Source organism: Nocardiopsis sp. ATB16-24 (genome assembly GCF_030271535.1).
Classification (GTDB): Bacteria; Actinomycetota; Actinomycetes; order Streptosporangiales; family Streptosporangiaceae; genus Nocardiopsis.
Map to the genome: position 1 here is coordinate 146,683 of NZ_JASCXJ010000009.1, position 25,892 is coordinate 172,574.

General features: G+C 68.5%; 27 protein-coding genes, 1 tRNA gene and 1 riboswitch. Of the genes, 12 read left to right on the forward strand and 16 right to left on the reverse strand.

Going from position 1 to position 25,892, the window contains the following annotated elements; all coding sequences use genetic code 11:
- Positions 1-43 precede the first annotated feature (43 nt).
- The 6 genes from PFX91_RS12385 (at position 44) to PFX91_RS12410 (ending at position 7,824) form a co-directional block, all read left to right on the forward strand.
- On the forward strand, positions 44-1,762 hold the full coding sequence (locus tag PFX91_RS12385; protein ID WP_285731654.1) for an AMP-binding protein: 1,719 nt from the start codon (positions 44-46) through the stop codon (positions 1,760-1,762).
- 233 nt (positions 1,763-1,995) lie between these two features.
- Entirely contained in the window at positions 1,996-3,057 is a 1,062-nt protein-coding gene (locus PFX91_RS12390) for a 3-deoxy-7-phosphoheptulonate synthase (protein WP_285731655.1), read from the forward strand.
- 106 nt (positions 3,058-3,163) lie between these two features.
- A riboswitch (glycine riboswitch) is annotated at positions 3,164-3,265 on the forward strand.
- 144 nt (positions 3,266-3,409) lie between these two features.
- Entirely contained in the window at positions 3,410-4,522 is a 1,113-nt protein-coding gene (gcvT, locus tag PFX91_RS12395) for a glycine cleavage system aminomethyltransferase GcvT (protein WP_285731656.1), read from the forward strand.
- Positions 4,523-4,676: 154 nt separating this feature from the next.
- Complete coding sequence (gene gcvH, locus PFX91_RS12400) at positions 4,677-5,057, forward strand: glycine cleavage system protein GcvH (RefSeq protein ID WP_285731657.1); 381 nt, start codon at positions 4,677-4,679, stop codon at positions 5,055-5,057.
- 7 nt (positions 5,058-5,064) lie between these two features.
- Positions 5,065-6,333, forward strand: coding sequence for a serine hydroxymethyltransferase (gene glyA / locus PFX91_RS12405; RefSeq protein ID WP_285731658.1), 1,269 nt, complete (start codon positions 5,065-5,067; stop codon positions 6,331-6,333).
- A 78-nt stretch (positions 6,334-6,411) separates the two neighbouring features.
- Complete coding sequence (locus PFX91_RS12410) at positions 6,412-7,824, forward strand: L-serine ammonia-lyase (protein ID WP_285731659.1); 1,413 nt, start codon at positions 6,412-6,414, stop codon at positions 7,822-7,824.
- A gap of 13 nt (positions 7,825-7,837) precedes the next feature.
- Here the strand turns inward: PFX91_RS12410 and PFX91_RS12415 are convergent, their stop codons facing one another.
- Both PFX91_RS12415 and PFX91_RS12420 read right to left on the reverse strand, forming a co-directional pair.
- Positions 7,838-8,242, reverse strand: a complete 405-nt coding sequence (locus PFX91_RS12415) for a type II toxin-antitoxin system death-on-curing family toxin (RefSeq protein ID WP_352231663.1) — start codon at positions 8,240-8,242, stop codon at positions 7,838-7,840.
- A complete protein-coding gene (locus tag PFX91_RS12420; RefSeq protein WP_285731661.1) occupies positions 8,243-8,446 on the reverse strand; it encodes a hypothetical protein in 204 nt (67 codons plus the stop codon).
- A gap of 431 nt (positions 8,447-8,877) precedes the next feature.
- Between PFX91_RS12420 and PFX91_RS12425 the strand changes: the two genes are divergently transcribed.
- The 3 genes from PFX91_RS12425 to PFX91_RS12435 are packed head-to-tail and all read left to right on the forward strand — an operon-like array spanning position 8,878 to position 11,820.
- Positions 8,878-9,528 carry a hypothetical protein gene (locus tag PFX91_RS12425; protein ID WP_285731662.1) on the forward strand — a complete coding sequence of 217 codons (651 nt, stop codon included), beginning with the start codon at positions 8,878-8,880 and terminating at the stop codon, positions 9,526-9,528.
- Positions 9,529-9,538: 10 nt separating this feature from the next.
- Complete coding sequence (locus PFX91_RS12430) at positions 9,539-11,185, forward strand: N-6 DNA methylase (RefSeq protein ID WP_285731663.1); 1,647 nt, start codon at positions 9,539-9,541, stop codon at positions 11,183-11,185.
- Complete coding sequence (locus PFX91_RS12435; RefSeq protein ID WP_285731664.1) at positions 11,170-11,820, forward strand: restriction endonuclease subunit S; 651 nt, start codon at positions 11,170-11,172, stop codon at positions 11,818-11,820. The genes PFX91_RS12430 and PFX91_RS12435 overlap by 16 nt, the downstream gene beginning before the upstream one ends.
- Positions 11,821-12,111: 291 nt before the next feature.
- Here PFX91_RS12435 and PFX91_RS12440 read toward each other — a convergent pair whose 3' ends face one another.
- From PFX91_RS12440 to purU, 8 genes are all read right to left on the reverse strand, one after another.
- Positions 12,112-12,807 (reverse strand): hypothetical protein, encoded by a 696-nt coding sequence (locus PFX91_RS12440; protein ID WP_285731665.1) that lies wholly within the window; start codon positions 12,805-12,807, stop codon positions 12,112-12,114.
- Positions 12,808-12,942: 135 nt separating this feature from the next.
- Positions 12,943-13,533 (reverse strand): Asp23/Gls24 family envelope stress response protein, encoded by a 591-nt coding sequence (locus tag PFX91_RS12445; protein ID WP_285731666.1) that lies wholly within the window; start codon positions 13,531-13,533, stop codon positions 12,943-12,945.
- A 2-nt stretch (positions 13,534-13,535) separates the two neighbouring features.
- Positions 13,536-14,141 (reverse strand): DUF6286 domain-containing protein, encoded by a 606-nt coding sequence (locus PFX91_RS12450; protein ID WP_285731667.1) that lies wholly within the window; start codon positions 14,139-14,141, stop codon positions 13,536-13,538.
- 1 nt (position 14,142) lies between these two features.
- Positions 14,143-14,511 (reverse strand): Asp23/Gls24 family envelope stress response protein, encoded by a 369-nt coding sequence (locus PFX91_RS12455; RefSeq protein WP_285731668.1) that lies wholly within the window; start codon positions 14,509-14,511, stop codon positions 14,143-14,145.
- A 14-nt stretch (positions 14,512-14,525) separates the two neighbouring features.
- A complete protein-coding gene (locus tag PFX91_RS12460; RefSeq protein ID WP_285731669.1) occupies positions 14,526-14,699 on the reverse strand; it encodes a hypothetical protein in 174 nt (57 codons plus the stop codon).
- A 37-nt stretch (positions 14,700-14,736) separates the two neighbouring features.
- Entirely contained in the window at positions 14,737-15,051 is a 315-nt protein-coding gene (locus tag PFX91_RS12465) for a hypothetical protein (protein ID WP_285731670.1), read from the reverse strand.
- A 2-nt stretch (positions 15,052-15,053) separates the two neighbouring features.
- The gene (locus PFX91_RS12470) at positions 15,054-15,521 is read right to left on the reverse strand and encodes an Asp23/Gls24 family envelope stress response protein (RefSeq protein ID WP_285731700.1); all 468 of its coding nucleotides are present in this window, start codon (positions 15,519-15,521) and stop codon (positions 15,054-15,056) included.
- A 327-nt stretch (positions 15,522-15,848) separates the two neighbouring features.
- Entirely contained in the window at positions 15,849-16,730 is an 882-nt protein-coding gene (gene purU / locus PFX91_RS12475) for a formyltetrahydrofolate deformylase (protein WP_285731671.1), read from the reverse strand.
- A gap of 144 nt (positions 16,731-16,874) precedes the next feature.
- Here purU and PFX91_RS12480 point away from each other — a divergent pair, with 144 nt between their 5' ends.
- Positions 16,875-18,101: an alanine racemase gene (locus PFX91_RS12480; protein ID WP_285731672.1), complete on the forward strand. Its 1,227-nt coding sequence runs from the start codon at positions 16,875-16,877 to the stop codon at positions 18,099-18,101.
- A gap of 70 nt (positions 18,102-18,171) precedes the next feature.
- Here PFX91_RS12480 and PFX91_RS12485 read toward each other — a convergent pair whose 3' ends face one another.
- Together PFX91_RS12485 and PFX91_RS12490 are read right to left on the reverse strand one after the other, a co-directional pair.
- Entirely contained in the window at positions 18,172-18,567 is a 396-nt protein-coding gene (locus PFX91_RS12485; RefSeq protein WP_285731673.1) for a DUF3618 domain-containing protein, read from the reverse strand.
- Positions 18,568-18,582: 15 nt separating this feature from the next.
- Complete coding sequence (locus PFX91_RS12490) at positions 18,583-19,701, reverse strand: CDP-alcohol phosphatidyltransferase family protein (protein ID WP_285731674.1); 1,119 nt, start codon at positions 19,699-19,701, stop codon at positions 18,583-18,585.
- Positions 19,702-20,028: 327 nt separating this feature from the next.
- On the opposite strand from PFX91_RS12490, the gene bcp reads away from it, so the two are divergent.
- On the forward strand, positions 20,029-20,511 hold the full coding sequence (gene bcp, locus PFX91_RS12495) for a thioredoxin-dependent thiol peroxidase (RefSeq protein WP_285731675.1): 483 nt from the start codon (positions 20,029-20,031) through the stop codon (positions 20,509-20,511).
- An 86-nt stretch (positions 20,512-20,597) separates the two neighbouring features.
- Positions 20,598-20,672, forward strand: a tRNA-Leu gene (locus PFX91_RS12500).
- An 83-nt stretch (positions 20,673-20,755) separates the two neighbouring features.
- On the opposite strand, the gene PFX91_RS12505 is transcribed toward PFX91_RS12500, so the two are convergent.
- The 4 genes from PFX91_RS12505 to PFX91_RS12520 form a co-directional block, all read right to left on the reverse strand.
- Positions 20,756-22,009: a serine/threonine-protein kinase gene (locus PFX91_RS12505; RefSeq protein ID WP_285731676.1), complete on the reverse strand. Its 1,254-nt coding sequence runs from the start codon at positions 22,007-22,009 to the stop codon at positions 20,756-20,758.
- A gap of 244 nt (positions 22,010-22,253) precedes the next feature.
- Complete coding sequence (locus PFX91_RS12510; RefSeq protein ID WP_285731677.1) at positions 22,254-23,600, reverse strand: M16 family metallopeptidase; 1,347 nt, start codon at positions 23,598-23,600, stop codon at positions 22,254-22,256.
- A gap of 57 nt (positions 23,601-23,657) precedes the next feature.
- Positions 23,658-24,998 (reverse strand): M16 family metallopeptidase, encoded by a 1,341-nt coding sequence (locus PFX91_RS12515; RefSeq protein ID WP_285731678.1) that lies wholly within the window; start codon positions 24,996-24,998, stop codon positions 23,658-23,660.
- Positions 24,999-25,163: 165 nt separating this feature from the next.
- A complete protein-coding gene (locus PFX91_RS12520; RefSeq protein WP_285731679.1) occupies positions 25,164-25,835 on the reverse strand; it encodes a hypothetical protein in 672 nt (223 codons plus the stop codon).
- Positions 25,836-25,892: the final 57 nt, after the last annotated feature.

Genomic DNA, 25,892 nt, shown 5'->3' on the forward strand with positions numbered 1-25,892 from the left:
CAGCGCGTCCAGTGCCCCGTCCCCGAACCGGAGGTCACCGAAGATGTCGCAAGGCAAGGCCCTCACGGGCGCGGAGGAGTTCAGGGCCGCACGGGATCTTCTGCTCGGACACCGTGAGGACCAGGAGAGGGCGCACCGGGAGTTCACCTGGCCACGGCCCGAACGTTTCAACTGGGCCCTGGACCATTTCGACGAGGTCGCCGAACGACGGCCGGACCGGACCGCTCTGTGGATCCTCGACGAGGGCGGAGGCCGGACCAAGTACACCTACCGGCACATGTCGGAACGCTCCAGCCAGGTGGCGAACTGGCTGAACAACCAGGGTGTGCGCGCGGGCGACCGGATCATGCTCATGCTCGGCAACCAGGTGGAGCTGTGGGAGACCCTGCTCGCCGCGATCAAGCTCGGCGCCGTGGTCGTCCCGACCGCCACCAACCTGTCGGAGGGCGACCTGCTCGACCGGCTGGAGCTCGGTGAGATCTCGCACGTGGTCTGTTCCGCGGCCGAGACGGAGAAGTTCGAGACGTTGCGGGGACACTGGACGCGGATCTGCACGGGCTACGTGGAGGGGTGGCTGTCCTACTCCGACTCCGAACACGCCGGACTGACCTTCCACCCACCGCACCCCACCCGTCCCGACGACCTTCTGCTGCTGTACTTCACCTCGGGCACCAGCTCCCGACCCAAGCTCGTCGCCCACACCCAGAGTTCGTATCCGATCGGACATCTGTCGACCATGTACTGGTTGGGCGTGCGGCCGGGCGACGTTCACCTGAACGTGTCCGAGCCGGGTTGGTCCAAGCACGCCTACAGCAGTGTGTTCGCGCCATGGAACGCCGAGGCGACCGTGCTGGTGGTCGACCAGGGGCGGTGGGAGGCCGAGCGACTGCTGGACGAGGTGGTGCGCTGCGGGGTGGACACACTGTGCGCGCCTCCCACGGTGTGGCGCCTGCTCCTCCAGTTCGACCTGACCGCGTGGGACGTCGGGTTGCGCGAGGCCGTGTCCTCCGGCGAGCCCCTCAACGCCGAGGTGGTCGACAAGGTGCGCGAGGCGTGGGGGGTGACCGTCCGCGACGGTTTCGGGCAGACCGAGACGACGATCCTGCTCGGTAACGGCCCCGGACAGGAGGTCGTCCCCGGCTCGATGGGACGGGAGATGCCCGGCTACGACGTGATGCTGTTGGATCCGGTCACCGACGAGCCGTCCGCCACAGGGCAGATCTGTGTGGACACGACCACGTCCCCCGTGGGGCTGATGAAGGGTTACTCGGACCGCCCCCAGCTCACCCGTGAGGTGACCGGTAGAGGGCGCTACCGCACCGGTGACATCGCCGCCCGAGACGCGAACGGTTACATTACCTATATCGGTCGATCCGATGATGTGTTCAAAGCCTCAGATTATCGCATCTCACCATTTGAGATAGAAAGCGTCCTGGTCGAGCACGAATACGTCGCCGAGGCCGCCGTCGTTCCCTCGCCCCATCCACTGCGGCGTGCGGTGGTCAAGGCCTACGTCTCCCTGGCGGAGGGTGTGCCGCCCGACGCGGACACCGCCGGGGCCGTCCTGACCCATGTACGCGAACGCCTGTCGCCGTACAAGTGGGTGAGACGTGTCGAGTTCACCGAGCTCCCCAAGACGGCCTCCGGTAAGATCCGTCGTGTGGAGCTGCGCCAGGCCGAGAGCGAACGCGGCACGGCGATCGATGGCACGCGCAACCCGCGCGAGTACTGGGAGGAGGACCTCCCGAGCCTGCGGGACTGAGCTTCGGCGACTCCCCCGGGGCCATCGCCACGGAAATTCGCGCGGTAATACCCTACATATCGTCTCACTGGATGAGACGATTTTGACCCCGGGAAGATGTGGTGCCCTCCGCCACCCGGGCCGTGCCGGAATATCGACGCCGATGTTCTGTACGCGACCGTCCGCGCTACTGTTCTGGTGACGGTTCTTGCCACGGCAGCGAAAAAGGACAGACAGGACCCAAGGGGAGCATCATGCCGAACACGAACGACACACGGGTGGCCAGTTACAAGCCGCTCATCGCCCCCGGGGACCTGCTGGCCGAGCTCCCTCTGGGCCCCGAACGCAGCGCCCTGGTGCAGGAGGCGCGCACCGAGGTCAAGCGCGTTCTGGACGGCGACGACGACCGACTGCTGGTCGTGGTGGGACCCTGCTCGGTGCACGATCCCGAGTCCGCCATGGACTACGCCCGCCGCCTGGTCGAGTTGGTGCCCTCTCTCCGGGAGGAGCTGTGCGTCGTGATGCGCGTGTACTTCGAGAAGCCGCGCACCACGGTGGGATGGAAGGGTCTGATCAACGACCCGGGACTGGACGACACCTACGACGTGCACCGCGGTCTGCGCCTGGCACGTGAGCTCCTTCTGGACATCAACTCGCTGGGGCTGCCCGCCGGAACCGAGTTCCTCGACCCCATCACCCCCCAGTACATCGCCGACGCCGTCTCCTGGGGCGCCATCGGGGCCCGCACCACGGAGAGTCAGGTGCACCGCCAGCTCAGCAGCGGTCTGAGCACGCCCGTCGGTTTCAAGAACGGTACGGACGGCGACGTGCAGGTGGCGGTGGACGCCGTGGGCGCGGCGGCCGCCTCGCACACCTTCTTCGGGGTCGACCCCTCGGGGGTCGGCTCCGTGGTCGAGACCTCCGGCAACCCGGACTGCCACGTCATCCTGCGCGGCGGCCGCAGCGGCCCCAACTTCGGGGTGGAGGCGGTCGACGCCGCCCTGGACGTCATCGGACGCTCGGGACTGCCGCGCCGGCTGATGATCGACGCCAGCCACGCCAACAGCGGCAAGGACCACACCCGACAGCCCGGCGTGGCCTCCGCGATCGCCGCCCAGGTGGCCGAGGGCCAGACGGGCATCATCGGCGTCATGTTGGAGAGTTTCCTCGTCGAGGGTGCCCAGAAGCTGGGCGACCCGGCCGAGCTGACCTACGGTCAGTCGATCACCGACAAGTGCATGGGGTGGGAGACCACCGGTGAGGTCCTGGCCCACCTGGCCGAGGCCGTACGTCAGCGCCGCAAGAACGCCGGCTGACCACGGGCGACCCCGAGGAGGGCGGGGCGGCGGGGCCGCCCCGTCCTCGTTCGGCCCGGACGCTCTTGGGCACGCTGCGCGCCCGCTGCTAGGCTGAACGTGTTGCTGACCCCGTACGGGAGAGTGTCCGCGTATCCAGCCCGGGCCGCCGAAGGAGCAATTCCTCCCCGAAGACAACCTCTCAGGCACAATGGACCGTACGGGCGAGACCACTCTGGAAAGCAGGGACGACCGTCCTTCGCCGAAGGTGCAAGCCACGCCGAGCACGTGGTGAAGCTCTCAGGCGCCGATGACAGAGGGGGAGGATGGCAACGCCACGCACGTCACGACGCCCATCCTCTCGGGAGTGCCCATGTCAGAGCCCGCATCCGAGCCGCGTGTCACCGCTCTGCGCGAGGTCCATGAAAAGGCCGGTGCCACACTCGTCGAGTTCGCCGGGTGGCTCATGCCCCTGCGCTACGACAGCGAGACCGCGGAGCACAAGGCGGTGCGCGAGGCCGCCGGCATGTTCGACCTCTCCCACATGGGGGAGATCCGGTTGCGTGGCCCCCAGGCCGCCGAGGCCCTGGACTACGCCCTGGTCGGGAACCTGTCCGGGCTCAAGGTGGGTCGTGCCCGATACACCATGATCACCAACGAGGACGGCGGCGTCCTGGACGACCTCATCGTCTATCGCCTGGGCGAGGAGGAGTACCTCGTCGTGGCCAACGCCGTGAACACGCCGGTGGTGGCCCCGGCACTGGCCGAACGCGCCTCCGGCTTCGACGTCGAGGTCACCGACGAGTCCGCCGACTACGCCCTGATCGCGATCCAGGGTCCCCGCTCCGTGGACGTCCTGGCACCGCTGACCGACGCCGACCTGGACGGCATCCGCTACTTCGCGGGCTATGAGCACACCGTCGCCGGAGAGCCGGTGCTGCTCGCCCGTACCGGCTACACCGGTGAGGACGGCTTCGAGATCTTCGTCCGCCCCGCCGCCAAGGCCCCCAAGGTGTGGGAGGCCCTCATGTCCCAAGGGGCGGAACACGGGCTGGTTCCCGCGGGGCTCTCCGCACGCGACACCCTGCGCCTGGAGGCCGGGATGCCGCTGTACGGGCAGGAGCTCACCGCCGAACTCACCCCCTTCGACGCCGGTCTCGGCCGCGTGGTCAAGTTCGACAAGGGTGACTTCGTGGGCCGGGCCCGCCTGGAGGAGGCCTCGCGCGACACCCGTCCCCGCCGTCTCATCGGCCTGCTCGCACGCGGCCGCCGCCCCCTGCGCAAGGGCCAGGAGGTGCTGCGCGACGGCACCACCGTCGGAACCATCACCAGCGGCGCGCCCTCTCCCACCCTGGGCCGCCCCATCGCCATGGCCTACGTGGACGGCGACCTCGACACCACCACCGGCGCGTTCAGCGTGGACGTGCGTGGACGGAACGAGGACGTCGACGTGGTCGAACTGCCGTTCTACAAGCGGCGGTCGTAGGAGCGGGTCTTCACATCCCGAAGGCCCACACGCCTCCTGCGTGCGCGGTCCCGTACAGGGGACCCGCGCGCACGGGGCACGACCGGGCATAGGCCGGGCCGGGCAGCCGTACGGGCGCGCGGCAGGAAAAGGAACACCTCCAAGGAGAGTTGAAGTGAGCGTTCCCACGGAGCTGGGTTACACCGACAAACACGAGTGGGTCTCGGTCCAGGACGGAGTCACCACGGTCGGGATCACCTCGTTCGCCGCCGAGTCCCTGGGTGACATCGTCTATGTCGAGGTGCCCGAGGTCGGCAGTGAGGTGACCGCCGGCGAGCCGTGCGGTGAGGTGGAATCGACCAAGTCCGTCAGTGACATCTACTCGCCCGTGAGCGGTGAGGTCTTCGAGGTCAACGAGGCCCTTGAAGGCGAGCCCGAGACGATCAACTCCGACCCCTACGGGGCCGGGTGGCTGTTCCGGGTCCGCACCTCCGAGGAACCCTCCGACCTGCTCTCCGCCGAGGAGTACACCAAGTTGACCGAAGGCGAGGATTAGGCCCCCGATGGCTACTGAGAACACGCTCAACAAGACACTGGGCGAACTGGATCCGGAGGTGTCCGCCGCCGTCGACGCGGAGCTGGCCCGCCAGCGCGACACCCTGGAGATGATCGCCTCGGAGAACTTCGCCCCGCAGGCGGTCCTCGAGGCACAGGGCACCGTGCTGACCAACAAGTACGCGGAGGGCTATCCCGGCCGCCGCTACTACGGAGGCTGCGAGCACGTCGACGTCATCGAGCAGCTCGCGATCGACCGGGCCAAGGAGTTGTTCGGCGCCGAGCACGTGAACGTACAGCCGCACTCGGGCGCGCAGGCCAACACGGCCGTGTACTTCGCGCTGCTCAAGCCGGGCGACACCGTCCTGGGGATGGACCTGGCCCACGGCGGTCACCTGACCCACGGCATGAAGATCAACTACTCCGGCAAGATCCTCAACCCGGTCGCCTACCACGTACGCGACGAGGACGGCACCGTCGACTACGACGAGGTCGAGGCGCTGGCCGAGAAGCATCGGCCCAAGATGATCATCGCCGGGTGGTCGGCCTATCCGCGGCAGCTGGACTTCGCCCGCTTCCGTAAGATCGCCGACTCGGTCGGGGCGCTGCTGTTGGTGGACATGGCGCACTTCGCCGGTCTGGTCGCGGCCGGCCTGCACCCCAACCCGGTGCCGTACGCCGACGTGGTCACCACCACCACGCACAAGACCCTGGGTGGTCCGCGCGGCGGCATGATCCTGTCCAAGGCGGAGCTGGGCAAGAAGATCAACTCCGCGGTGTTCCCCGGCATGCAGGGCGGGCCGCTGGAGCACGTGATCGCGGCCAAGGCGGTCTCGCTCAAGGTGGCGGCGAGCGAGGAGTTCGCCGAGCGCCAGCGCCGCACGCTCTCCGGTGCCCGACTGCTCGCCGAGCGCCTGACCCGTCCGGACATGGCCGAGATCGGGGTGAAGGTGCTCTCCGGGGGCACGGACGTGCACCTGGTGCTGGTGGACCTGGTCCACTCCGAGCTCAACGGCCAGGAGGCCGAGGACCGCCTGCACACGATCGGGATCACGGTCAACCGCAACGCGGTGCCCAACGACCCGCGTCCGCCCATGGTCACGTCCGGCCTGCGGATCGGCACCCCGGCCCTGGCCACACGCGGCTTCGACGACGAGGACTTCACCGAGGTCGCCGACGTGATCGCCGAGGCGCTCAAGCCCGAGTTCGACGCCGACGCGCTGCGCGGCCGGGTCCGGGCTCTGACCGGCAAGCACCCGCTCTACCCGAACCTGTAGAGCCCCGCGCCGTGCGGGGCACCGGCCCCGCACGGCGCTTTGTCGCCCAAGGTCCTGTGCTCGACGAGGAGGACGGCCATGGCCATCAGTGTGTTCGACTTGTTCAAGATCGGTATCGGTCCCTCCAGCTCGCACACGGTCGGGCCGATGAAGGCGGCGCGCACGTTCGTGGACGGGCTGCGCGAGCACGGACGCCTCGACGGGACGACCCGTGTGCGGGCCGAGTTGTACGGGTCCCTGGCACTCACGGGCAGGGGGCACGGCAGCGACACCGCGGTGGTCCTGGGGCTGATGGGGCACACGCCCGAGCACGTGGACGTGGAGGCGGTGCCCGCGCTGGTCGAGCGGGTGCGCGAGGAGCGGACACTGTGCCTGGGCGGGCCCGACGGGCCGCGGGTGGACTTCGATCCGTCCGTGGACGTGGACTTCCGCCGTAAGGAGAACCTGCCAGAGCACCCGAACGGCATGCGTTTCGTGGCTCTGGACGCCCACGGGAACGAGTCGACCTCCAGGGTCTACTACTCGGTGGGCGGTGGCTTCGTCGTGGACGAGCGGGCCGCCGGCGCGGACCGGATCAAGCCCGACGACACCGTGCTGCCCCACCCCTTCGACAGCGCCGAGGAACTGCTGGAGATCTGCGCGGAGACGGGCATGTCGATCAGCGCGGTGATGCTCGCCAACGAGAGGGCGTTCGGGCGGTCCTCGGAGGAGATCCACGACGAACTGCTCGTCATCTGGGAGGCCATGCGCCAGTGTGTGCGCCGCGGCGTGACCACCGAGGGGACCCTGCCGGGCGGCCTGAAGGTGCCCCGGCGCGCGCCTCGCCTGTACCGGCAGCTGGGCGGCGTCTGCGACGAGTCGGGACTCTTGGCACCGACCACCGTGGACTCCGATCCCATGCGCGGCAGCGACTGGATCACGTTGTACGCGCTGGCGGTGAACGAGGAGAACGCCGCGGGCGGCCGGGTGGTGACCGCGCCGACCAACGGGGCCGCGGGCATCGTCCCCTCGGTACTGCACTACTACCTGCACTTCAGTCCGGGCGCCGGTGACGAGGGTTTCGTGCGCTTCCTGTTGACCGCGGGGGCGATCGGCATCCTGTTCAAGCAGAACGCGTCGATCTCGGGAGCCGAGGTCGGTTGTCAGGGCGAGGTGGGTTCCGCCTCGTCGATGGCCGCCGCCGGCCTGGCCGAGGTGTTGGGAGGCACCCCCGCCCAGGTGGAGAACGCCGCGGAGATCGCCATGGAGCACAACCTGGGGCTGACCTGTGACCCGATCGGCGGCCTCGTGCAGGTGCCGTGCATCGAGCGCAACGCCCTGGCCTCGGTCAAGGCGATCAGTGCCGCGCGCATCGCCCTGCGCGGCGACGGCAGCCACTTCGTGTCCCTGGACAAGGTCATCAAGACCATGCGCGACACCGGACGCGACATGCACGACAAGTACAAGGAGACGAGCCGCGGCGGACTGGCCGTCAACGTCATCGAGTGTTGACGCGCCCGACAGCTCAGTGCGCCATGTGGAAAGTACGCAGAGCCGCCGCGATGTCCCCGATGTCGTCGAGCCCTCCCGTGGCGACGTCGAGAACGAAACGCTCGGCGCGGTCCACATCGACAGGATCCACCAGGGGCTTCCCGTTCACTTCGAGGAAGACCGCCGTAGAGTTCCACGCGGCTCGCTTGTTCCCGTCGAGGAACACATGGTTCCTGGCCAGGGAATGCATCAGCGCGGCGGCTTTCTCGAAGATATCCGGATAGTGTTCGTCCCCGAACGAAGACCCTTGGGGGCGGTGGACGGCGCTCTCCAGGAGCCCCGGGTCACGAACCACGGCAGCGCCCTGCTCCTCTTGGGCCAGAGCCATGGTGGTGATGTCGACGATCATCGCCGAGTCCAGGTAGAAGACGTCTTCCACCTACTGGGCGAGCCTCTCGTTGAGCTCGGCGGAGAGGGTGGTGACGCGCCGTGCCGCAGCCAGGAAACGACGACGTCGGATCTCGGCGAGCATGCTCTCCCGCATCTCCTGGACCAGTTCCTGCGGTGGTCGCTTCTCAGCGGCGGCGGTCTGACGGATCTGCTCCGCCTCCGCCTCTGTGAACTCGATACCGAGTACCGACATGCTCGCCCCCTTCCACGGTGCGCCCTGCCTCCAGAATACCCGAGGAGGCCGGAACACCGGGAGACGTCGTGGATCCGTATCCCTGGACAGAGTCATCACGACCATGCACGGCAAGGAGACCTCGCGCGGCGGTCTGGCCGTCAACGTCATCAAGTGCTGAGGGCCATCACAGAGGTGTTAACAAAATCGCGCACTGGAGTGCGCTTGCACAACGGGGTTGCCGTGTGTACCTTTGTTGATGGAAGACAGGTGCACGCGGCTCAGTTCGCGATGGGCCGATCATCGGGGCTTGGGCAGTACCGCCCCAGAAAAAGCCGTGCCCCGGGTGGCGTGCTGAGCAGAGGCGAACCCGGGGCTTACGGAGCCAACGATACCAAACGTCCTCGCCCTTGTCCTCTCGCGCCCTCAGCCGAGATAGAACGAAGGTCATCGTGAGCACCGGCATCCCGGAATGGATGGTCTCCGTGTACTCCTCGCCCCGCCTCGGGCCCTACCTCCGCCACAGTGGGGGCGATGTGGCCCGAGCCGTCAATCTGTATCACTGGAACGTCATGGTCTCCGCGGCCTTCTACGGCCCGCTCCACACGTTCGAACTCGCCCTGCGCAACTCCATCCACGGCCGTCTGAGCGCCCACTTCGGGCAGGAGGACTGGTGGAACAGGGCTCCGCTCGACAACGAGGGCCAGCGCCTCGTCCGCCAGGCGCGGGCCCGGTGCCGCCGTTCGGCCACTCCGGACGACGTCGTCACCGAGCTGTCCTTCGGCTTCTGGTCCTCACTGGTCGCTCGTAGGTACGACCGAGATCTGTGGGTTCCCGCCCTTCATCGCGCGTTCCCCGGATACCGAGGGCCGCGCCGCATCCTCCAGGACCAGCTCTACTCCCTGCGACTGCTGCGCAACCGCATCATGCACCATGAGCCGATCCACCACCGCCACCTGGATGCGGACCACGCCAAGCTCTACCTCGTGCTCTCGTATGTCAATCCTGAGGCCGCCTCCGGTATCAAGCTCCTCGACCGCGTTCCCGAGGTGCTCCTGGTCAAAGAGCAGGTGTGCCGGGGTGATCTCCCTTCGAGCTTCTGAGGAGGCCACTGTGAGCAAGGACGGCCCGGCCCTGGTGTCACGCGCGCAACTCGCCCGGTACGCCGGGGTCAGCCGCGCCGCGGTCACCAACTGGCGCAGGCGCGGACCCGATTTCCCCGAGCCCGCGGACGCCGAGAAGGAGCTGTTCGACCTCGAGGAAGTCCTCTCCTGGTTAGCGAAGCGCACCATCCCCGCCGATGCCCGTCGACCGGGCGAGGATGCGGGTACGACTTACGCCGAACGGGTACAAGCCTCCCTGGCCGCCTCGGGTTCATCCCGTGTTCCTGCACACGCGCAGGTGAGGAGGACGACCTCCCGGGGACAGACCCCGGACCGGGCCGTCTACGGGATTCTGGACCACTTGCGCGGTCATGTCCCCTTCGACACCAATCTCAAGTTCCTCCTCCACCTCATCGACATCTCCGTGTCGCGTGAACAGGACTGGCAGGAACTCCTGCGCCAACCCACGTACTTCCGCATGGCCGCGTCCCTCACGTCCCTGCTTCCTTCACAGAGGCACGGGTTGCCGAATCTGACGGACCCGCCTCACATCCTTCCCCGTGTCCTCAGGGATGTTGAGGAGCTGGTCTCCGATGGAGATCGGCGAGAGCGGGCTGCCGCGGTCTTCGACCATGTACTCGCCCTGCTGGCGGACACCGAAGGCAAAGTCGGAGCGATGTGGCAGACCCCGGAATCCATTGTAGAGACCGCCGTCCGAATGCTCGATTCACGTACACCTCCCCGAGCGGTACACGACCCCTATTGCCGAACCGGTGAGTTCCTCATCGCCATGGAGCGGTGGCTCCACGTCAACCAGCCTGCGTCCCGGCCCTTGCTCAGCGGAATCCCAGGCTCGGATGAGTTGTCAGATATGGCCAAGATGCGCCTGCGTGTTCACGGTGTGGAGGCCGAGCTGATGCCCGGCGCCGACCCATTCGGCCTACGGCACCGGGGCCGCCGGGCCGATCTCATCCTGGCCAATCCACCGTTCAATATGCGCTGGGCGGCCGACGAGGATTCCGCTGACGACCCGCGTCACCTCCCCTATGGGCGGCCGCCCCTCTCGAATGCGAACTTCGTCTGGCTGCAATCCGCCGTGACAGCGCTCCGACCGGGTGGACGGGCCGCAGTCGTCATGTCGCCGAGCGCCACTTTTTCCTCCCACCCCGGGGAGCAGGCCATCCGCACGGCCATGATCGAGGATGGCGTGGTGGAGGCCGTGGTGTCACTACCGGACCGACTCTTCCAGAGCACGAACATCCCCGCCGATATCTGGCTTCTGAGAAGCCCAGCCGACAAAGCCTCCGAGGTCCTGTTCGTCAACGCACGGAGGCTGGGAACGGTGTCCCACACCAAACGCGGCCTCGCTCCCGAAGAAATCGACGACATCGTTTCGACCGTGCTGGCCTGGCGCGAGGGCGCCCCCGTTTCGGACATGGGCCGTGCCATCGGTCTGGACGAAATCCGTGCGCGAGACCATTCCCTGCTCCCTGCCTCCTACGTCTCCCCCCCTCTCCCGACCGTCGACGTGGACGAGGAGAGGGAGAGGTTCGAGAGCCTCACCCGACGACTGCACCGGTTGGAGGGCCAACTGGCGGCCACGGACATCCCGGTCCACCACCTGATCGAGGAGACACGACGATGGACGCGCCCTTGAGCGACACGGACACCGGAGATCGGTTGGAGCGGCCCTTGGGAGAAATCTGCGACATCCAGGCCGGGCCCTCGGGGAGAGGCACTTCTTCTCAGGAATTCTCCGACCGGGGGACACCTCTGGTCCGCCCCCTCAACATCGTCGAACTGCGCGTTTCAGAGCATGGCCTGGTTCACGTGCCCGAGGAGAACGCCGCGCAACTGGGCAACCGGTACCGCCTACTGGCGAACGACATCGTGACGGTGCGAACCGGTACCCTCGGCCGATTCGCGCTGGTCGAGCAGGGACAACAGGGGTGGCTGATGAGCGGACAGTTGCTGCGGCTGCGCCCCTCGGCGGAAGTCGACCCGAACTATCTCGTGCACTACCTCACTCTGCCTCGACTCCGGGTCTGGCTCGACGCGCACACCTCCGGCAGCACCATTCCCTCGATCACACGGAAGACGATGGAATCACTTCCCGTGCTCCTTCCGCCTTTGCACGTCCAGCGCGACATCGGTGAGAGACTGGCGCTCCTCGACACGCGGATCCGATTGCAGTCCGAGGTCCTACAGACCACCCGGAAACTTCGCGCCTCCCTGGCCGAACTTCTCTTCGCCGAGCACCCCCTCTCCCCCGACGACTCGGCCAGACCCTGACGACGGGCCTCGCCCGGGTGGGATCGCCGATCCACGGAAGGCGAACCCGTGGCAGGTCCATGACATCGGACGGTTCGAACGCCCCGAACGAACGGAGAGCGCCCCGGAGCAGATCGTTCAGGCGAGGACTGACGACAGCTGGGGGTGAGTAAGAGGCGTCGCCCCATATCGTCCAAGGTCGTCCTCGTGAACGGTCGCCCATCGTCGCCTCGGGCGAGGTCATCACGACCATGCACGACAAGGAGACCTCGCGCGGCGGCCGGGCCACCACGAGCGTCGAGCACCGGTCGGTCAGTTCCGCCCCGGTCGGGGTGCGTAGAGCAGCGCGTTGACGTCCCCGGGGTCCGTGTGCATCCCCGTCTCGGGGTCGAACACCCTGTGGTCACGGGAACAGTAGAGCAACCGCGACCACACCTGGTACAGGTGCTCTCGCAGCGGCGCGCGCCGACGGTAGCCGATCCAGGCCCACAGCCAGCTTCCCAGGGCTACCACGGACACCACCGGGGCGGCCAGGACCACGATCCGCACGAAACCGTCGAGCGGTTCGGGTCGGGAGAGCAGGTACAGGATGGCGCCGAAGGCGGCCAGTCCGGCGAGCGGGCCGACCTTGGGGGCGAAGCGTCGGACCACCAGACCGAAGACCGTGGCCAGGAGGACGAGGAACATCAGCATCCTCGTCGTGGAGTCCACGGCGCCCGAGCCCAACACGGCGAGGAACAGCGTGAGGAGCCCCAGGTTGAGTCGGAATCGTTCCGGTGGCTGCTCCAGCCACAGGTCCAGTTCCCGCGCCAGGTGGGTCTGGCTGTGCGAGTGGAACCGGTGGGTGCTGAGGGAGGGCCCCACGTGTACCGAGGTGGAACCGACGTAGCCGGTGGCTCCGGGGTGCCACGTGGTCCCCGTGCCCGAGGTTTCGCTGCTTCCCGAGCGTACGATCGCCTGCACGCTCGCGGTCTGGTCCGACTTCTGGCAGAGGGGACAGGGGTTCATGGGGGCGTCCAAGGGGCGGTCCGGCATCGACAGCGGACAGCGTAGCGCCTCACGTTCCGTGTCCCACCCCGCACAGCCGGCCGTTTCCGGACACCGGGCACGTCGGGGCACGGAGAGACCTCGTGCCCCGACGGCTCAGACCAGGTTGCGTCTCGGAGTCTTGGCCGGTGCGGTCATCGACATCCGCACCACGGTGGGCAACCGGTCCAGGTCGAGCGTCCCCCTCAGGTTCGCCAGGGCCTCGGCGCGGACCCTCCGCCACACCCCGGCCACGTCCGCGTCCTCCTCCAGGGTCAGCGCGAGTCGCAGGTGCGGGGCGTCGGCGGACTCGGTCAGGCGCGCACGGGCACGGCGTACTCCGGGGTAGGCGGCGACCTCCTGTTCCAGGGCACTCCGCGCCACGTTCTCCGTCATCTCCACCCGACCGGCTCCCCCGCGTTCCAGTACCAGGTGTCCCACCGTGTCGTTGAGTCCCTGGACCAGTAGCCATCGCAGGGCCAGGAAGGCGGCGGTGAAGGCCACCGCGACCGCCACGTAGGGCGTCCACCGTCGACCGAGCACCTCCTGAACCGAAGGACCGAGCAGCACACCGTCGGCCGCCTCCGCGCCGAACAGACCGTGCCCGACGGCGAGCGAGCCCAGTCCGGCGGCGAGGAGCACCGTGCCCACGGCCACCAGTCCCCACCGGTTCCCCCTGGCGGACCTTCGTGCCCTGTCACCGGGCATGGTCACTCCTCCGCGTACCGCACGTGGGTGAGGATCCGTATGCTGCGCAGCGGCGCCAGTTCCTCCAACCGCCGCTCCACCGCCGCGGTCACCTCGCCGGGCAGCCCCATCGCGCCGCGCATCCCCGTGCGCACGTACAACCGGATCACGTTGCCGCGCACCGCCACGTACACCTCGTCGACCCCGCTGACGTCCTGGGCCGCGGCGGCCACCGCCCGACGCAACGCGGGCCGGGTCAGACCCACCACCAGAGCGGGGTCATCGGTGCGCAGAGCGGTCCAACGACCTCGACCGGGCGCCAGGGCGATCACGATCAGGGCCAGGCCGATCGACGCCAGGACGGCTGAGGCGATCTGCACCGACGGTGCCGACCAGGTCGAGGCCGCCGCGTACCCGGTGGCGGCTCCGACCGGGACCAGCCCCAGCGGGCTACCGGCCAGCGCCGCGATCACCTCGGCGGCGGCCACCACGGCCACGACGAGGATCACCAGACTCGTGATCACCGCGGGCCAGGACCGCCTCGGGCGGAACGTGTGGACGGCCACACGCCTGGCCCGGCGGTCGACGCCTTGGTCCGGACGTCCGAGCGCCTCTTCCACGGTGGTCATGTCAGCGCACCAACTCCGCGATCTCGATGTCGATGTGGTGAACCCTTTTTCCGGTGGTCCGCTCGATCCGCCGGCCGACGTGCTCGCGCACCCGTACGGCGACCTCTCGGGCGGAGCGGGGGTAGAGGACACCGATCCTCAGCTTCAGCAGGACGATCTCACCGCTCACCCTGGCGCGGGCGGCACGCGACCGGGCACGGCGCGCACCGGGGATCTCGCGGACCGCCCGCGCGGCGGATTTCTCGATCACGAGGGGGGAGATGGTGGTGCGTCCCCCCGGGTCCCGGCCCTCCGCGTGCGGGGGCGTGTCCGGGACGGCGTCGGTGTGTCCCCTCCTCGGGGGCGCCGCACCGGTTCTCGCTCCGACCATGTCCACTCCTCCTCTCAGGTGGAGCGTCGTGCGAACATCGTGGTGAGGTCGATCTCACCCTCGACGGCGAGACCGGCGACGAATCCCGCCAGACCCAGGATCAGCACCAGCGCGAAGGCCGTGAATCCACCGAACGCCGCGGCCAACCCCAGTACCGTCCCGTAGGACAGGCCGACTACGGGCCACATGGTCTCCCCCTCTCGTCCAGCCCCTGGCACTTCTTCCTCAACCACTTCCGGCACCGTCTCCCAGCCCCGCGATCACGTCCTCCACGCTGATGTGGACGATCCGACCGGCCGCGAGAGGGGCCAACCTCCGACGCATTTCCGCGGTGATCTCGGGAAGGGGTCGCCCGAAGCGGACCACGACACCGATCTCGACGCTGTCCGCGCGTACCGCGACCCCGTGGACACGGCCCCCCGGAACGGGCGTGGCGAGCGTTCCGAACCCGCCGGAGGACAGCTCCACCACGTCGGGGAAGGCTTCGGCCTCACGAGCCAGGCGCCGTGCCACCTCACCCGGCTCCTCCTCGGAGCCCACGGCTACCGGACCCGGGGCGCGGGGTCGTACTCGTCCTCGCGGCCCTCATCAGGCAGGTGGACGTCCTCCACCCGGATGTTGATCTCGGTGACCTCGAGGCCGGTCATCCGCTCCACCGCCGCGGTGACGTTGCGGCGCACGGCCGCGGCGAGGTCCTGGATGGCGGCGCCGTACTCGATGACAAGGTGGATGTCCACGGCGGCCTGGCGCTCCCCGACCTCGACGAGGACCCCTTTGGACGCCGCCCTGCCCTCCCCGTTGCCGGTCACGGCGTCGCGTACCGCCCCGACCGTCCGGTTCGCGCCACCGCCCATGGCGTACACACCGCCGATCTCGCGCGCGGCCACCGCGGCGATCTTGGCGACCACCCCGTCGGCGATCTGTGTACGACCGCCCTCTCCCTGCGGGGTGTCCCCTCGGCTCGACCAGCCCTGCTCACGGGCGCCCGGCACCTTGGCCACGGTCCTCATGTCCGCCACTGGTCCCCCTTGTGCGCTTCACGGTCGGGCCGATGTGCTTCCCATCCACGTCTTCCGGGCACGCCTTCCGGAATGCCGGACCGAAACCTTGCCTAGATGTCATCCGAAGGTCCGGAAGTTTCGAACTGAACACACCATATACACACAGGGAGTAACCACCAAGGCACCTTGCGTAGGATTTCCTGGTCCGAAAAGGGCGTGTGCCACCTCGCTTCCGGCGGGAGGGTCCGGAATTCGGCGAGAGACGACATGGGGGGCGCCCGAAGGCGCCCCCCATGAAGAACCTCTTCCGACGGCCCGCGATCGCGGTCGGATCCCTCAGTCGAAGATGACCGTCTTGTTCCCGTTGAGCAGGACACGCCGCTGCGCGTGCCAGTTGACCGCCCGCGCCAGCGCCACCGACTCCAGGTCCCGACCGATCGCGGTGAGCTGCTCGGGGCTGTGCGTGTGGTCGACCCGCGAGACCTCCTGCTCGATGATCGGGCCCTCGTCCAGGTCCGCGGTGACGTAGTGGGCCGTCGCGCCGATCAGCTTCACTCCACGCGCGTGGGCCTGGTGGTAGGGACGTGCGCCCTTGAAGCTGGGCAGGAAGGAATGGTGGATGTTGATGATACGACCGGACATCTTGGCGCACAGCCGCTCGGAGAGCACCTGCATGTAACGCGCCAACACGATCAGGTCCGTGTCGTAGGAGTCCACCAGTTCCAGCAGGCGTGCCTCCTGCTCCTGCTTGGTCTGAGGGGTGACCGGCAGGTGGTGGAAGTCCACACCGTAGGAGTCGGCGAGGAACTCCAGGTCGGGGTGGTTGGAGACCACGGCGGCGATGTCCGCGTCCAGCAGACCGCTGCGCTGACGGTAGAGCAGGTCGTTGAGGCAGTGGCCGAACTTCGAGACCATCACGATCATGCGCGAGCGCACGTCACGCGGTTTGAGGGTCCACTCCACGAAAGAGTCGCCGCTGGTGAAGTCGCCGGCCAGCGCCGCGAAGGCACCCCGGAGGACGTCCTCCCCCGTCGCACCGTCGGCCCCGCGCTCCGCGACGAACTGCATCCGCAGGAAGAACCGTCCCGTGTAGTGGTCGCCGTACTGCTGACTCTCGGTGATGTTGCAACCGTGGTCGGACAGCAGGTTGGCCACAGCGGCGACGATGCCCCGACTGTCGGGGCACGAAAGGGTCAGAACGTACTCACGCTCACTCATCGAAAGAACCACTCCCGGGGTCGAACGGCTGATCAGCCGTGACGTCCCAGGATATCGACCCCGGGGGCCGTCGGCCTCCCCCACGGGCACACGCCCCTTCCCCAAGTAATATGAATAACATTCACGTTCTGGCATTCTCAAGGCATGACAAGCCTGCGCGAGACCTACGAGGCCGCCACCCGCGGACTCGACGCCCCCTTCGCCGTGGTCGATCTGGCCGCCCTGCGCGCCAACGCGGCCGCCCTGGTCGGTCGGGCCCAAGGCAAACCCATCCGTGTCGCCAGCAAGTCCGTGCGCAGCCGTGACCTGTTGCGCACCGTCCTCGCCGTGCCCGGCTACGCGGGGATCATGGCCTTCACCCTGCCCGAGGCCCTCTGGCTGGCCACCGGTGAGGACCCCGTGAGCGACGACGTCCTCGTGGCCTATCCCACCGTCGACAGGAAGGCCCTGGCCCGCCTGGTACGCGACCCCGTCGCGGTCCGCGCCATCACCCTGATGGTGGACGATCCCACCCATCTGGACCTGATCGGCGCCGCGGTCGCCGAGGCCGCCGACGCACGCGGCCCCGAAGCGCCACCGGTCCGGGTGTGTGTGGACATCGACACCAGCTGGCAGCCACTGGGGCCGCGCGCCCGTGTGGGCACCTACCGCTCCCCCGTACGGACCCCCGCGCAGGCCGCCGCCCTCGCCAGGGCCGTCACGACCCGGCCGGAGCTGGAACTGGACGGTGTCATGGCCTACGAGGGACAGATCGCCGGGGTCGGCGACGCCCCGCCCGGCAGACCCCTCTACGGACGTCTCCTACGGGTCGTACAGCGCCGTTCCGCCGTGGAGCTGGCCCGGCGCAGAGCCGCGATCGTGGACGCGGTCAGGGAGGTCACCGGGCTTCGCTTCGTCAACGGCGGCGGCACCGGCAGCCTGCACACCACCGCGAGGGAGAGGGCCGTGACCGAACTGGCGGCGGGTTCGGGGCTCTACCATCCGCATCTGTTCGACCACTACCGTTCCTTCGACGGCCGTCCCGCCGCGCTGTTCGCGCTCCCGGTGGTCCGTCGCCCCGGCCCCGGATCGGTCACCGCCCTCGGCGGCGGCTATCCCGCGTCCGGGCCCGTGGACGTCCACCGCGCCCCCCTGCCCCATCTGCCCGCGGGGCTCTCCTACAGCGCCAACGAGGGCGCCGGAGAAGTGCAGACGCCCCTGCTGGGCACCGCCGCGGACGCACTCGCCATCGGTGACAGGGTCTGGATGCGCCACGCCAAGGCGGGGGAACTGTGCGAACGCTTCGACAGCCTGCACCTGATCGACTCCGACACCGGAACCTACGAGGGGCGTGTGCCCACCTACCGAGGTGAGGGCCGGACGTTCCTCTGAGCACCCGACACCCGGCCGCCCGGAGACGACGATGGGGCCCGCGAACGCGAGCCCCATCACCTTTGTGCCCTTACCTCCTGCGACGCACCGCCCAGGCCACCACGCCCACGGCGATGACCACTCCGACACCGGCCGCCAGGATCAGCGCCTCGGGAGGGAGTTGGCCACGCGTCTGGTAGGTGGTGACGACCTCGTCATCGCCCTTGAGGACGATGCTGCCCTCCGGGGGCTCCACGAGGTGGCTCTGTACGCGCACCGCGCCGCCGCCCACGACCAGGGCGCGTGCCTCGTCGACGATGCGTGCGCCCCTCTCCCGGGCCCGCTCCATCTGACGCCGGGCGATGTTGGAGGGCCGGGCCCGCACACTCAACTGCTCCAGGGTCTCGGCGAGAAGCCGCTGCTCGCGGTTGATCTCGGCCTCGATCTCCGCAGGGGTCTGGCGCGGTTCGGTGTCGCGTCCCGTCATGGGTGCCTCTCTCCACTAGCGCAGGCTCGTCTGGGATCCCGTGTCCGAGCCGGTGTCCCGGCTCTTCTCCTCCGCGCCGTCGGACGGACCGGTGAACCTCAGCGCGCTGTCGATTCCGTCGACCACACGGAAGAAGTCCCGCGTGGACAACCACAGTTTATAGATGATGGCGATCTCGAAGGCGAGGAGCAAAACGCCTGTAACGGCAGTGATCCACCCAATCAGGGACGGCATGGCGAAGATCGCGACGGCCAGAGGAGCGATGACGAACACCGCCATCTGGAACTCGATGCCGCCCACGAGGTGGGTGCGTATCCGTCGGGCGTTGAGAGCCGCCCAGAACCGCTGATACCAGGGGAAACGGTCTCGGAACTCCTGGTGCAGGTCCACCTTGGGCAGGGTGAGGTCGGGCTGTTTTCCCGCCGTGCGCTGGTTGCGCGTCTCGCGTTCGTTCTGGCTGTGCAGGATCTGCTCCAGCACCCCGATACCGTGACGCAGCACGGCCTGTTCGCCGCCGTCGCTCATCGTGCGACCGCCCCCACCGGTGGCCGACCCCGTGTCGTCCTCCTCCGGTTCCAGCATGGACAGGGTCGCGCGGGCCCGCTCCAGGGCCGCGGCCAGGTGCGAGCGCATCTCACGGCGCACCTTGTAGACCTGAAGGGCGTTGAGGTAGCGCAGCATGTCCAGGAACACCACGGCCAGTGCCAGCCACACCAGCCACACCGGACCACTGCCCGTGTCGTTCGCGGCCACGACGTACTGACCGCCCATGAGGGCGACCGCGCACACCAACACCCGGAACCGGTCGGAGACATAGTCCATCCACGCCCCGAACAACGACTCGGACGCGGTGAGCCGGGCCAGTTTTCCGTCCACGCAGTCCACGAGGAAGCACAGGAAGTACAGCACCGCTCCCAGGGCCAGGAACTGGCGGTAGCCGAGGGCGAAGCAGACGGCGGCACCGAGCCCGAGGAAGAGCGCCACCACCGTCAACTGGTTGGGGGTGAGCGAGGTCCGGTTGGCGATGAGGCGCACGAGCCGGATCGCGATCGGGTCCACGAGGTAGACCGTCCACCAGGAGTCGCGCTCCTTGAGCGTCCGAGCCCTGACCTCGTCGAGTGTGAATCCAGGCATCGTCGCCACTACTCCCCACAGCGAAGCGGATGTGTTCCGGCCCGCGGGCTCCGGGCACCGCCGACGGCTCGGCGTCCCGGTGCGAGCGACGAACGCCTTCCGGAGCCGGTCGATAGGCCAAGTGCGGTCAACAATAGGTGATCACGTCTTTGATCACTCCCGATGCGGACGAAACGAACCGCAATCGCAACCGAAGATCGCACCTCACAGCCTGGCACACCCCCCGATCCGTCGAACCACGGGGCATCGGTGGAAGTGGCTAGGGTGAGAAGCGCTGTGAGACGGCGGAGCGGCACGCACCGCCGAAGAACCGAAGGGGAACACCACGTGAGCGACCCGATCCTCCTGGAGCCCGGCGACCAGGCGCCCGACTTCACCCTCCACGACGCCGACGGCAAGCCCGTCACCCTCAGCGCACTGCTCGCCTCCACCGGCAAACGCGTCGTGCTGTACTTCTACCCCGCGGCCATGACCCCGGGATGCACCACCCAGGCCTGCGACTTCCGCGACAACCTGCGTGAGTTCGACGCCGCCGGGTTCACCGTGCTCGGAGTCTCCCCCGACACCACCGACAAGCTCGCCCGTTTCCGGGACAAGGAGGGTCTCACCTTCACTCTGCTCGGCGACCCGGAGAAGGAGACCCTGCGCGCCTACGGCGCCTTCGGGGAGAAGAAGAACTATGGCCGGACCGTACAGGGCGTCATCCGCTCCACGGTCATCGTCGGTGCCGACGGCAAGGTGGAGAAGGCCTTCTACAACGTGAAGGCCACCGGCCACGTCGACCGCATCAAGCGGGAACTGTCTCTCTGAGCCGGCTCGGGGCCCGGCCGCACGGGAGCCAAAGCGCGACCGAGCGGACGGGCCCGGCCCGAACACCGGTAGAGTTGTCCGGGAAAGGGGCCGTAGTCCAACTGGCAGGAGACGGCAGCTTTAGGTGCTGTACAGTGCGGGTTCGAATCCCGCCGGCCCTACTTCGACCCGTGCGGGGCGACGCACGGACAAGGCCCGCCACCCAAAGCCGAACGGGTGGCGGGCCTTCGGTCTTCGCGGGCTCCTAGCGCCCCAACAGCGCCCAGAGCATGACGGCCAGCAACAACACCACGCCCAGGGCCACCGCCGCGACCGCGATCACCGGCATACGGCTCTTCTCGGCGTGCTTGCCCGAACTGGTCAGCCCCAGCGTGTCCGTGGACTCACGGATGGAGGTCATGATCGAGTTCATCGCCTCGGGACTGTTGCGCAGCCGCTCGTTGATGGACTCCGCCAGTACGTGCGCACCCGCCTTGAAGTGTTCACGGGCCGACTCGCGCTCCTCACCGTCCTGGGTCCGGGGCTCGGTGGGCGCTTCCGCGCCCTGGGCGGTCGTCTCCCCGCTCGTCCTCGGTGCCCACGGGGCCAACGCCGCGATCCGCAACATCTTGGTGGCGTTCTCGGCGGTCAGCCTCTCCGCCGGCTCGACCCTCAGCAGTCCGGCCAGCACCGGGGCCAGGGGACCGGCGTTGGTGGCCTCGGCCGGTTCGTCCAACTGCTCCTGACGCAGGATCTTGATGTAGCCCTTGCGGTCGTAGGGCGGGTGTCCCTGCACGGCCGTGTAGAGCGTGGCGCCCAAGGACCACAGGTCCGACTCCGGACCGACCGGGCCCGCCTTGGCCCGCTCCGGTGGGATGTAGGCCGGGGAGCCGATGATGCGACCCGAGGCGCTCAACGCCGACTCGCCGTTCCAGGCGGCCAGACCGAAGTCGGTCAGTACCACCCGCCCGCTCTGGCTGATCATCACGTTGTCGGGCTTGACATCGCGATGCACGATGCCCTCGTTGTGCGCGACCTTGAGGGCGTCGATGAGCTGTAGACCGATCTCGGCCACACGCTGGTAGGGCAAAGGACCGCCCACCTGGATGAGTTGTTCCAGGGTGGAGGCCTCCACCAACTCCATGACGATCCAGGGACGGTCGTCCTCGTCCACGACGTCCAGCACGGTGACCAGGCTGGGGTGGACCAGGCGTCCGGCGACACGGGCCTCACGGGTGGTGCGCTGGAGGAGCGACTCGCGCTCCGAGCGGCTCAGGTCCGCGGGCAGACGCAACTCCTTGACGGCCACCTCCCGGTCGATGACCAGGTCCGTGGCTCGCCACACGGTACCGACACCGCCCCGGGCGATCTCCGACACCAACTGGTAGCGCCCCTTGAGCAGGCGACCGGCTCCGGTGGCGGCCGCACCGGAGTCCTTCGGGTTCGTCGAAGAGCGCGACGTCTCAGGACGTTGCGTGTGGGGGTTATCTAGGGAGGACACGGTTATCCACGGGTCCATTCGCCGGCCATGGTGGCCTCCTGCGGAGCATTGCGGTCGCTGTCACCACGTAGGTGCACGGATCACTCGTTATACCAGCAGGACGCCGGGTCCATGCTGGTGGTTGCCATATCACGAGCACATAGGTTCGCTTTCGTTATGTCCGACGAAAGCCCTCACATGCAGTGACGTAGGTCACATCGAAAGATTTCCCACGGTCCAGGGGAGCCGGGTGTGCGGACACCGGGTCCGCACACCCGGGCTCTCAGGACCAGAGGGAGTCCGCTGAGCGCACCTCGACCGGGCCGACCCCGGTGTCGGTGATCGGCCCGCGCAGACGTTCGGCGTCACCGACGACCACGACCACCGACTCGTCGGGACGGAGGTACTCCACGGCGGCGCTGTCCAGGGATTCCTTGGTGAGCCTTTCGTACCCGGCCCGGGTGCGGTCCACGTGGTCCTCGGGCAGGTCGTGCACGACCATGTCGACCAAGGCGCCCGCCAGCGCCCGTGCCGTCGCGTAACCGACCGGGAGGCCCACCGTGTTGGACTCCCGCACGGCGGTCAGTTCCTCCTCCGTGACCCCGGACTCGCGCAGTTCGGTGACCTGCTCCAGCGAGGAGGTGATGGAGTGCGCGGTGGTGTCCGCCTCCACCTGGGTGGACATGAAGAACACCCCGCTGTCACGGCGCAGGTCGAAGCGGGAGCCGGCGCCGTAGGTGTAGCCGAGACGCTCGCGCAGTTCCAGGTTGAGCCGTGAGGTGAACATGCCGCCCAGGACCTCGCTGATGCCCTCGGCGCGCGGCAGGTCCACCTGGCTGCGCGAGGGTGCGCGGTGCGCGATGACCAGGGCCGACTGGACCGACCCCGGGCGGTCCACGATCAGGACCCGAGGCAGCTCACCGGGGGGCGGCGCGGGCTCGGAGGGTTCGTCCGCGGTCACCGCCGCGGCGTCACCGAACACGGTCTTGGCCAGCTCCTCCAGGTCGACCCCGGTGAGGTCGCCGACGACCACCAGGGTTCCGGCCACGGAGGCGATGGAGTCGGCGTGGAAGGCCGCCACGGTCTCGGGCGTGACATCGGCCAGCTTCACCGGGCCACCGGCGAGGGGCGTGGCGTAGCGGCCGGTGAACAACTGCCCGCCCAGACTGCGCATGGCCAAGGTGCCGGCCGAGGCGGCCTCCAGCCAGAACCGTTCCAGAAGCTGCTCACGGCGGCGGAGGATGTCGTCGGGGGCCAGCGCCGGGCGACGCACCGCCTCGGAGAAGAGGCGCACCGCCTCGTCGAGACGGTTGGCGGGAGCGTCCAGACCGGTGATGAAGGCGTCCCAGCTGACGCGGGAGACCCATTCGGCTCCGTGGCGCTCCAGGGCCGGCGCCAGGGAGCTGTTACCGTCGGGCCCGTCCTCCAGGACCTCGCTGGTGAGCACGCCGACGCCCATCGCGTCGAGCGGCTCGGCGGCGCCGCCGTGGGGATGCACCAGGCGGAGGGAGACGAGCTGTTGGCCGGGCACGTCGATGGCCACGACCGTGCCCCCGCCGACGGTGAGTCGGCGGGGCTTGGGAAAGGTGTAAGGCGCTGCGGTACCGAGGTCCGGGCGAGTCTGCGGCATGCTCTGCGGCTCTTTCTGAGGCTTGCGGGTAACGGGACCGGGGACGGTGCTGAGGCGTCAGGCTCCGGAGGTCTCCGGTGCGGTGGCGGCCTCGTCGGCCTCGGAGGCCTGGGGCTCCTCGGGGTCGAAACGCACGACGAGCAGGTTGTCGTCGACCAGGAGGCGCTCCGCGGTGGCCCGCACCTCCTCCGCGGTGATGTCGTCCCACCTGCGCGGCCAGGTGTAGGCGAGCTCGGGGTCGTCGAACAGCTGGGTGCAGCTGCTGATGGTGTCGGCGAGTCCGGAGGGGCTGGAGATGGACTGCAAGTGGTCGCGCTCCAGGACGGCGCGGGCCCGGTCGAGCTCCTCCGCGGTGATCCCGGAGGCGAGTTCGGCGATCTCCTCGCGCATGGCCGCCTCCAGCACGTCGCCGCCGACCCCCTCCCTGGCGAGCATGTTCACCAGCATGAGGCTGTCGGTGTAGCGGAACGCCAGGATGTCGGAGGCGGATCCGCCGTCGTCGGCGGCGATGGGGCGCTCCACCACCAGGGAACGGTACAGGCGACTGCCCTGCCCCTGGCCGAGGACGGCCGAGGCCAGGTGCATGACGTCGAATTCGCGTGTGCCGTAGGGAGGGACCCGGAAGCCGATGAAGACTCCGGCCGCGGGAACGTTCCCGGTGGTCGAGTCGCGCAGGGGCCCGCCCATCGGTTCGGGCAGTGAGGCGTCCGGGGCCTTGGCGACGGTCTCACGGGCGGGGAGGGGACCGAAGAACTTCTCCACACGGGCCAGGACGTCCTCGGAGTCCAGGCCGCTGACCACGGTGAGCACGCAGTTGTCCGGACCGTAGTGGGCCTTGTGGAAGGACTTGACGTAGTCGAGGTCGGCCGCGTCCAGGTCCGCCATGGAACCGATGGTCGGGTGGTGGTAGGGGTGTCCCTCGGGGTAGGCCAGACGCAGGATGCGCTCCAGGGCGGTGCCGTAGGGCTGGTTGTCGTAACGCTGACGGCGCTCGTTCTTGACCACGTCGCGCTGGTTGTCCAGGACCTCCTGGGTCATGCCCTCGCGCAGGGTCTCCAGCCGGTCCGCCTCCAGCCACAGGATGCGGTCCAGGGCGTGCTCGGGAACCGTCTCGTAGTAGTTCGTGCGGTCGGAGGAGGTGGAGGCGTTGATGTCGCCACCGAGCCTTTCGACCTCCTCGAAGTGCTCGCCCTTGGCGACGTTGCCGCTGCCCTGGAACATCAGGTGCTCGAACAGGTGAGCGAAACCCGTGCGTCCGGGAACCTCGTGTCGCGAACCCACGCCGTACCACAGGTTCACGGCGGCGACCTGGCCGGTGGAGGCCGGCGCGGTCACCAGACGCAACCCGTTGTCCAACGTGTACTGCCTCACCTGTCCCGCCGCTCCGATGTTGGTCACCAGTGCTGCACCCCCGCCTCACGCCGTGTCTCCATTGTCACCGTCCACGCGGCGGCTCCCGCGCGAACGGTTTCGTGACGACTACGACCCTACGGCCTCACGGGACCGTGGGACACCTCGATCGTCATTCGACCGGACCGACGTCGCGTGAGCGGGGCGGTCGGGTCAGTTCTGGTACTCAGTGGTGTCCATGGACAGGGCGATCTCGTCATAGACCGCGGAGTACTGGGAGTCGGCCGACCACACGTACAGCAGGACGTCACTGATGGGCAGGAACCACATACGCACCTCGAAGGTGTCGTCGTTGACGCACGTCACCTTCCACACCGCGTGGTGCGATTTGAGGCCGTCGGCGTGTTCGGTGAAGCTGTTGGTGACGGTCAGCTCCGCTTCGTCCACACCGATCCCCCCGGAGGCGGAGGTGTTGAGACTGCGGCAACTGCCGGTGTCGTCCGCCCAGCCGTCGTCCTTGCTGAAGGCGTCGCCCTTGGAGGGCCAGTCCTTGGGGTTGCGCTCCGCCGCGCGCGGGATCAGGTGCACCGAGCCGTAGGCGCAGGCCGCCTGCCCGGGTGGACTCACGCACAGCACGCCGTCCTGGGTCTGGACCTCCCAGTCGTCGGGAACCTCGATGGACACGCCCTCGATGCTCTCGGTGCCGAACTCCTCCGGAGCCGGGGGCTGCGCCGCCGGGAGAATGCCGCTCTCCCCGCGCTCCAGTTCGACCTCCGCCCCGTCGTCCCCGCCGGAGCAGGCGCCCAGGAGTACGAGTGCCGCGGCCGCTCCCGTCGCGGCACGCAGCCCGCGTACCCACCGCCGCCGCCCGTGGATGCCCGCCATGCCCTGTCCCTCTCGTGCGTCCCATGTGACCGAAACACCGTTGACCCTAGCGCTTGC

Bases quoted from the DNA above. Each gene is read 5' to 3' on its own strand.
- PFX91_RS12385 (WP_285731654.1), top strand. From the start codon at position 44: ATGTCGCAAGGCAAGGCCCTCACGGGCGCGGAGGAGTTCAGGGCCGCA.
- PFX91_RS12390 (WP_285731655.1), top strand. From the start codon at position 1,996: ATGCCGAACACGAACGACACACGGGTGGCCAGTTACAAGCCGCTCATC.
- gcvT (WP_285731656.1), top strand. From the start codon at position 3,410: ATGTCAGAGCCCGCATCCGAGCCGCGTGTCACCGCTCTGCGCGAGGTC.
- glyA (WP_285731658.1), top strand. From the start codon at position 5,065: ATGGCTACTGAGAACACGCTCAACAAGACACTGGGCGAACTGGATCCG.
- PFX91_RS12410 (WP_285731659.1), top strand. From the start codon at position 6,412: ATGGCCATCAGTGTGTTCGACTTGTTCAAGATCGGTATCGGTCCCTCC.
- PFX91_RS12420 (WP_285731661.1), bottom strand. From the start codon at position 8,446: ATGTCGGTACTCGGTATCGAGTTCACAGAGGCGGAGGCGGAGCAGATC.
- PFX91_RS12435 (WP_285731664.1), top strand. From the start codon at position 11,170: ATGGACGCGCCCTTGAGCGACACGGACACCGGAGATCGGTTGGAGCGG.
- PFX91_RS12440 (WP_285731665.1), bottom strand. From the start codon at position 12,807: ATGAACCCCTGTCCCCTCTGCCAGAAGTCGGACCAGACCGCGAGCGTG.
- PFX91_RS12445 (WP_285731666.1), bottom strand. From the start codon at position 13,533: ATGCCCGGTGACAGGGCACGAAGGTCCGCCAGGGGGAACCGGTGGGGA.
- PFX91_RS12450 (WP_285731667.1), bottom strand. From the start codon at position 14,141: ATGACCACCGTGGAAGAGGCGCTCGGACGTCCGGACCAAGGCGTCGAC.
- PFX91_RS12455 (WP_285731668.1), bottom strand. From the start codon at position 14,511: ATGGTCGGAGCGAGAACCGGTGCGGCGCCCCCGAGGAGGGGACACACC.
- PFX91_RS12460 (WP_285731669.1), bottom strand. From the start codon at position 14,699: ATGTGGCCCGTAGTCGGCCTGTCCTACGGGACGGTACTGGGGTTGGCC.
- PFX91_RS12470 (WP_285731700.1), bottom strand. From the start codon at position 15,521: ATGAGGACCGTGGCCAAGGTGCCGGGCGCCCGTGAGCAGGGCTGGTCG.
- purU (WP_285731671.1), bottom strand. From the start codon at position 16,730: ATGAGTGAGCGTGAGTACGTTCTGACCCTTTCGTGCCCCGACAGTCGG.
- PFX91_RS12480 (WP_285731672.1), top strand. From the start codon at position 16,875: ATGACAAGCCTGCGCGAGACCTACGAGGCCGCCACCCGCGGACTCGAC.
- PFX91_RS12485 (WP_285731673.1), bottom strand. From the start codon at position 18,567: ATGACGGGACGCGACACCGAACCGCGCCAGACCCCTGCGGAGATCGAG.
- PFX91_RS12490 (WP_285731674.1), bottom strand. From the start codon at position 19,701: ATGCCTGGATTCACACTCGACGAGGTCAGGGCTCGGACGCTCAAGGAG.
- PFX91_RS12505 (WP_285731676.1), bottom strand. From the start codon at position 22,009: ATGGACCCGTGGATAACCGTGTCCTCCCTAGATAACCCCCACACGCAA.
- PFX91_RS12510 (WP_285731677.1), bottom strand. From the start codon at position 23,600: ATGCCGCAGACTCGCCCGGACCTCGGTACCGCAGCGCCTTACACCTTT.
- PFX91_RS12520 (WP_285731679.1), bottom strand. From the start codon at position 25,835: ATGGCGGGCATCCACGGGCGGCGGCGGTGGGTACGCGGGCTGCGTGCC.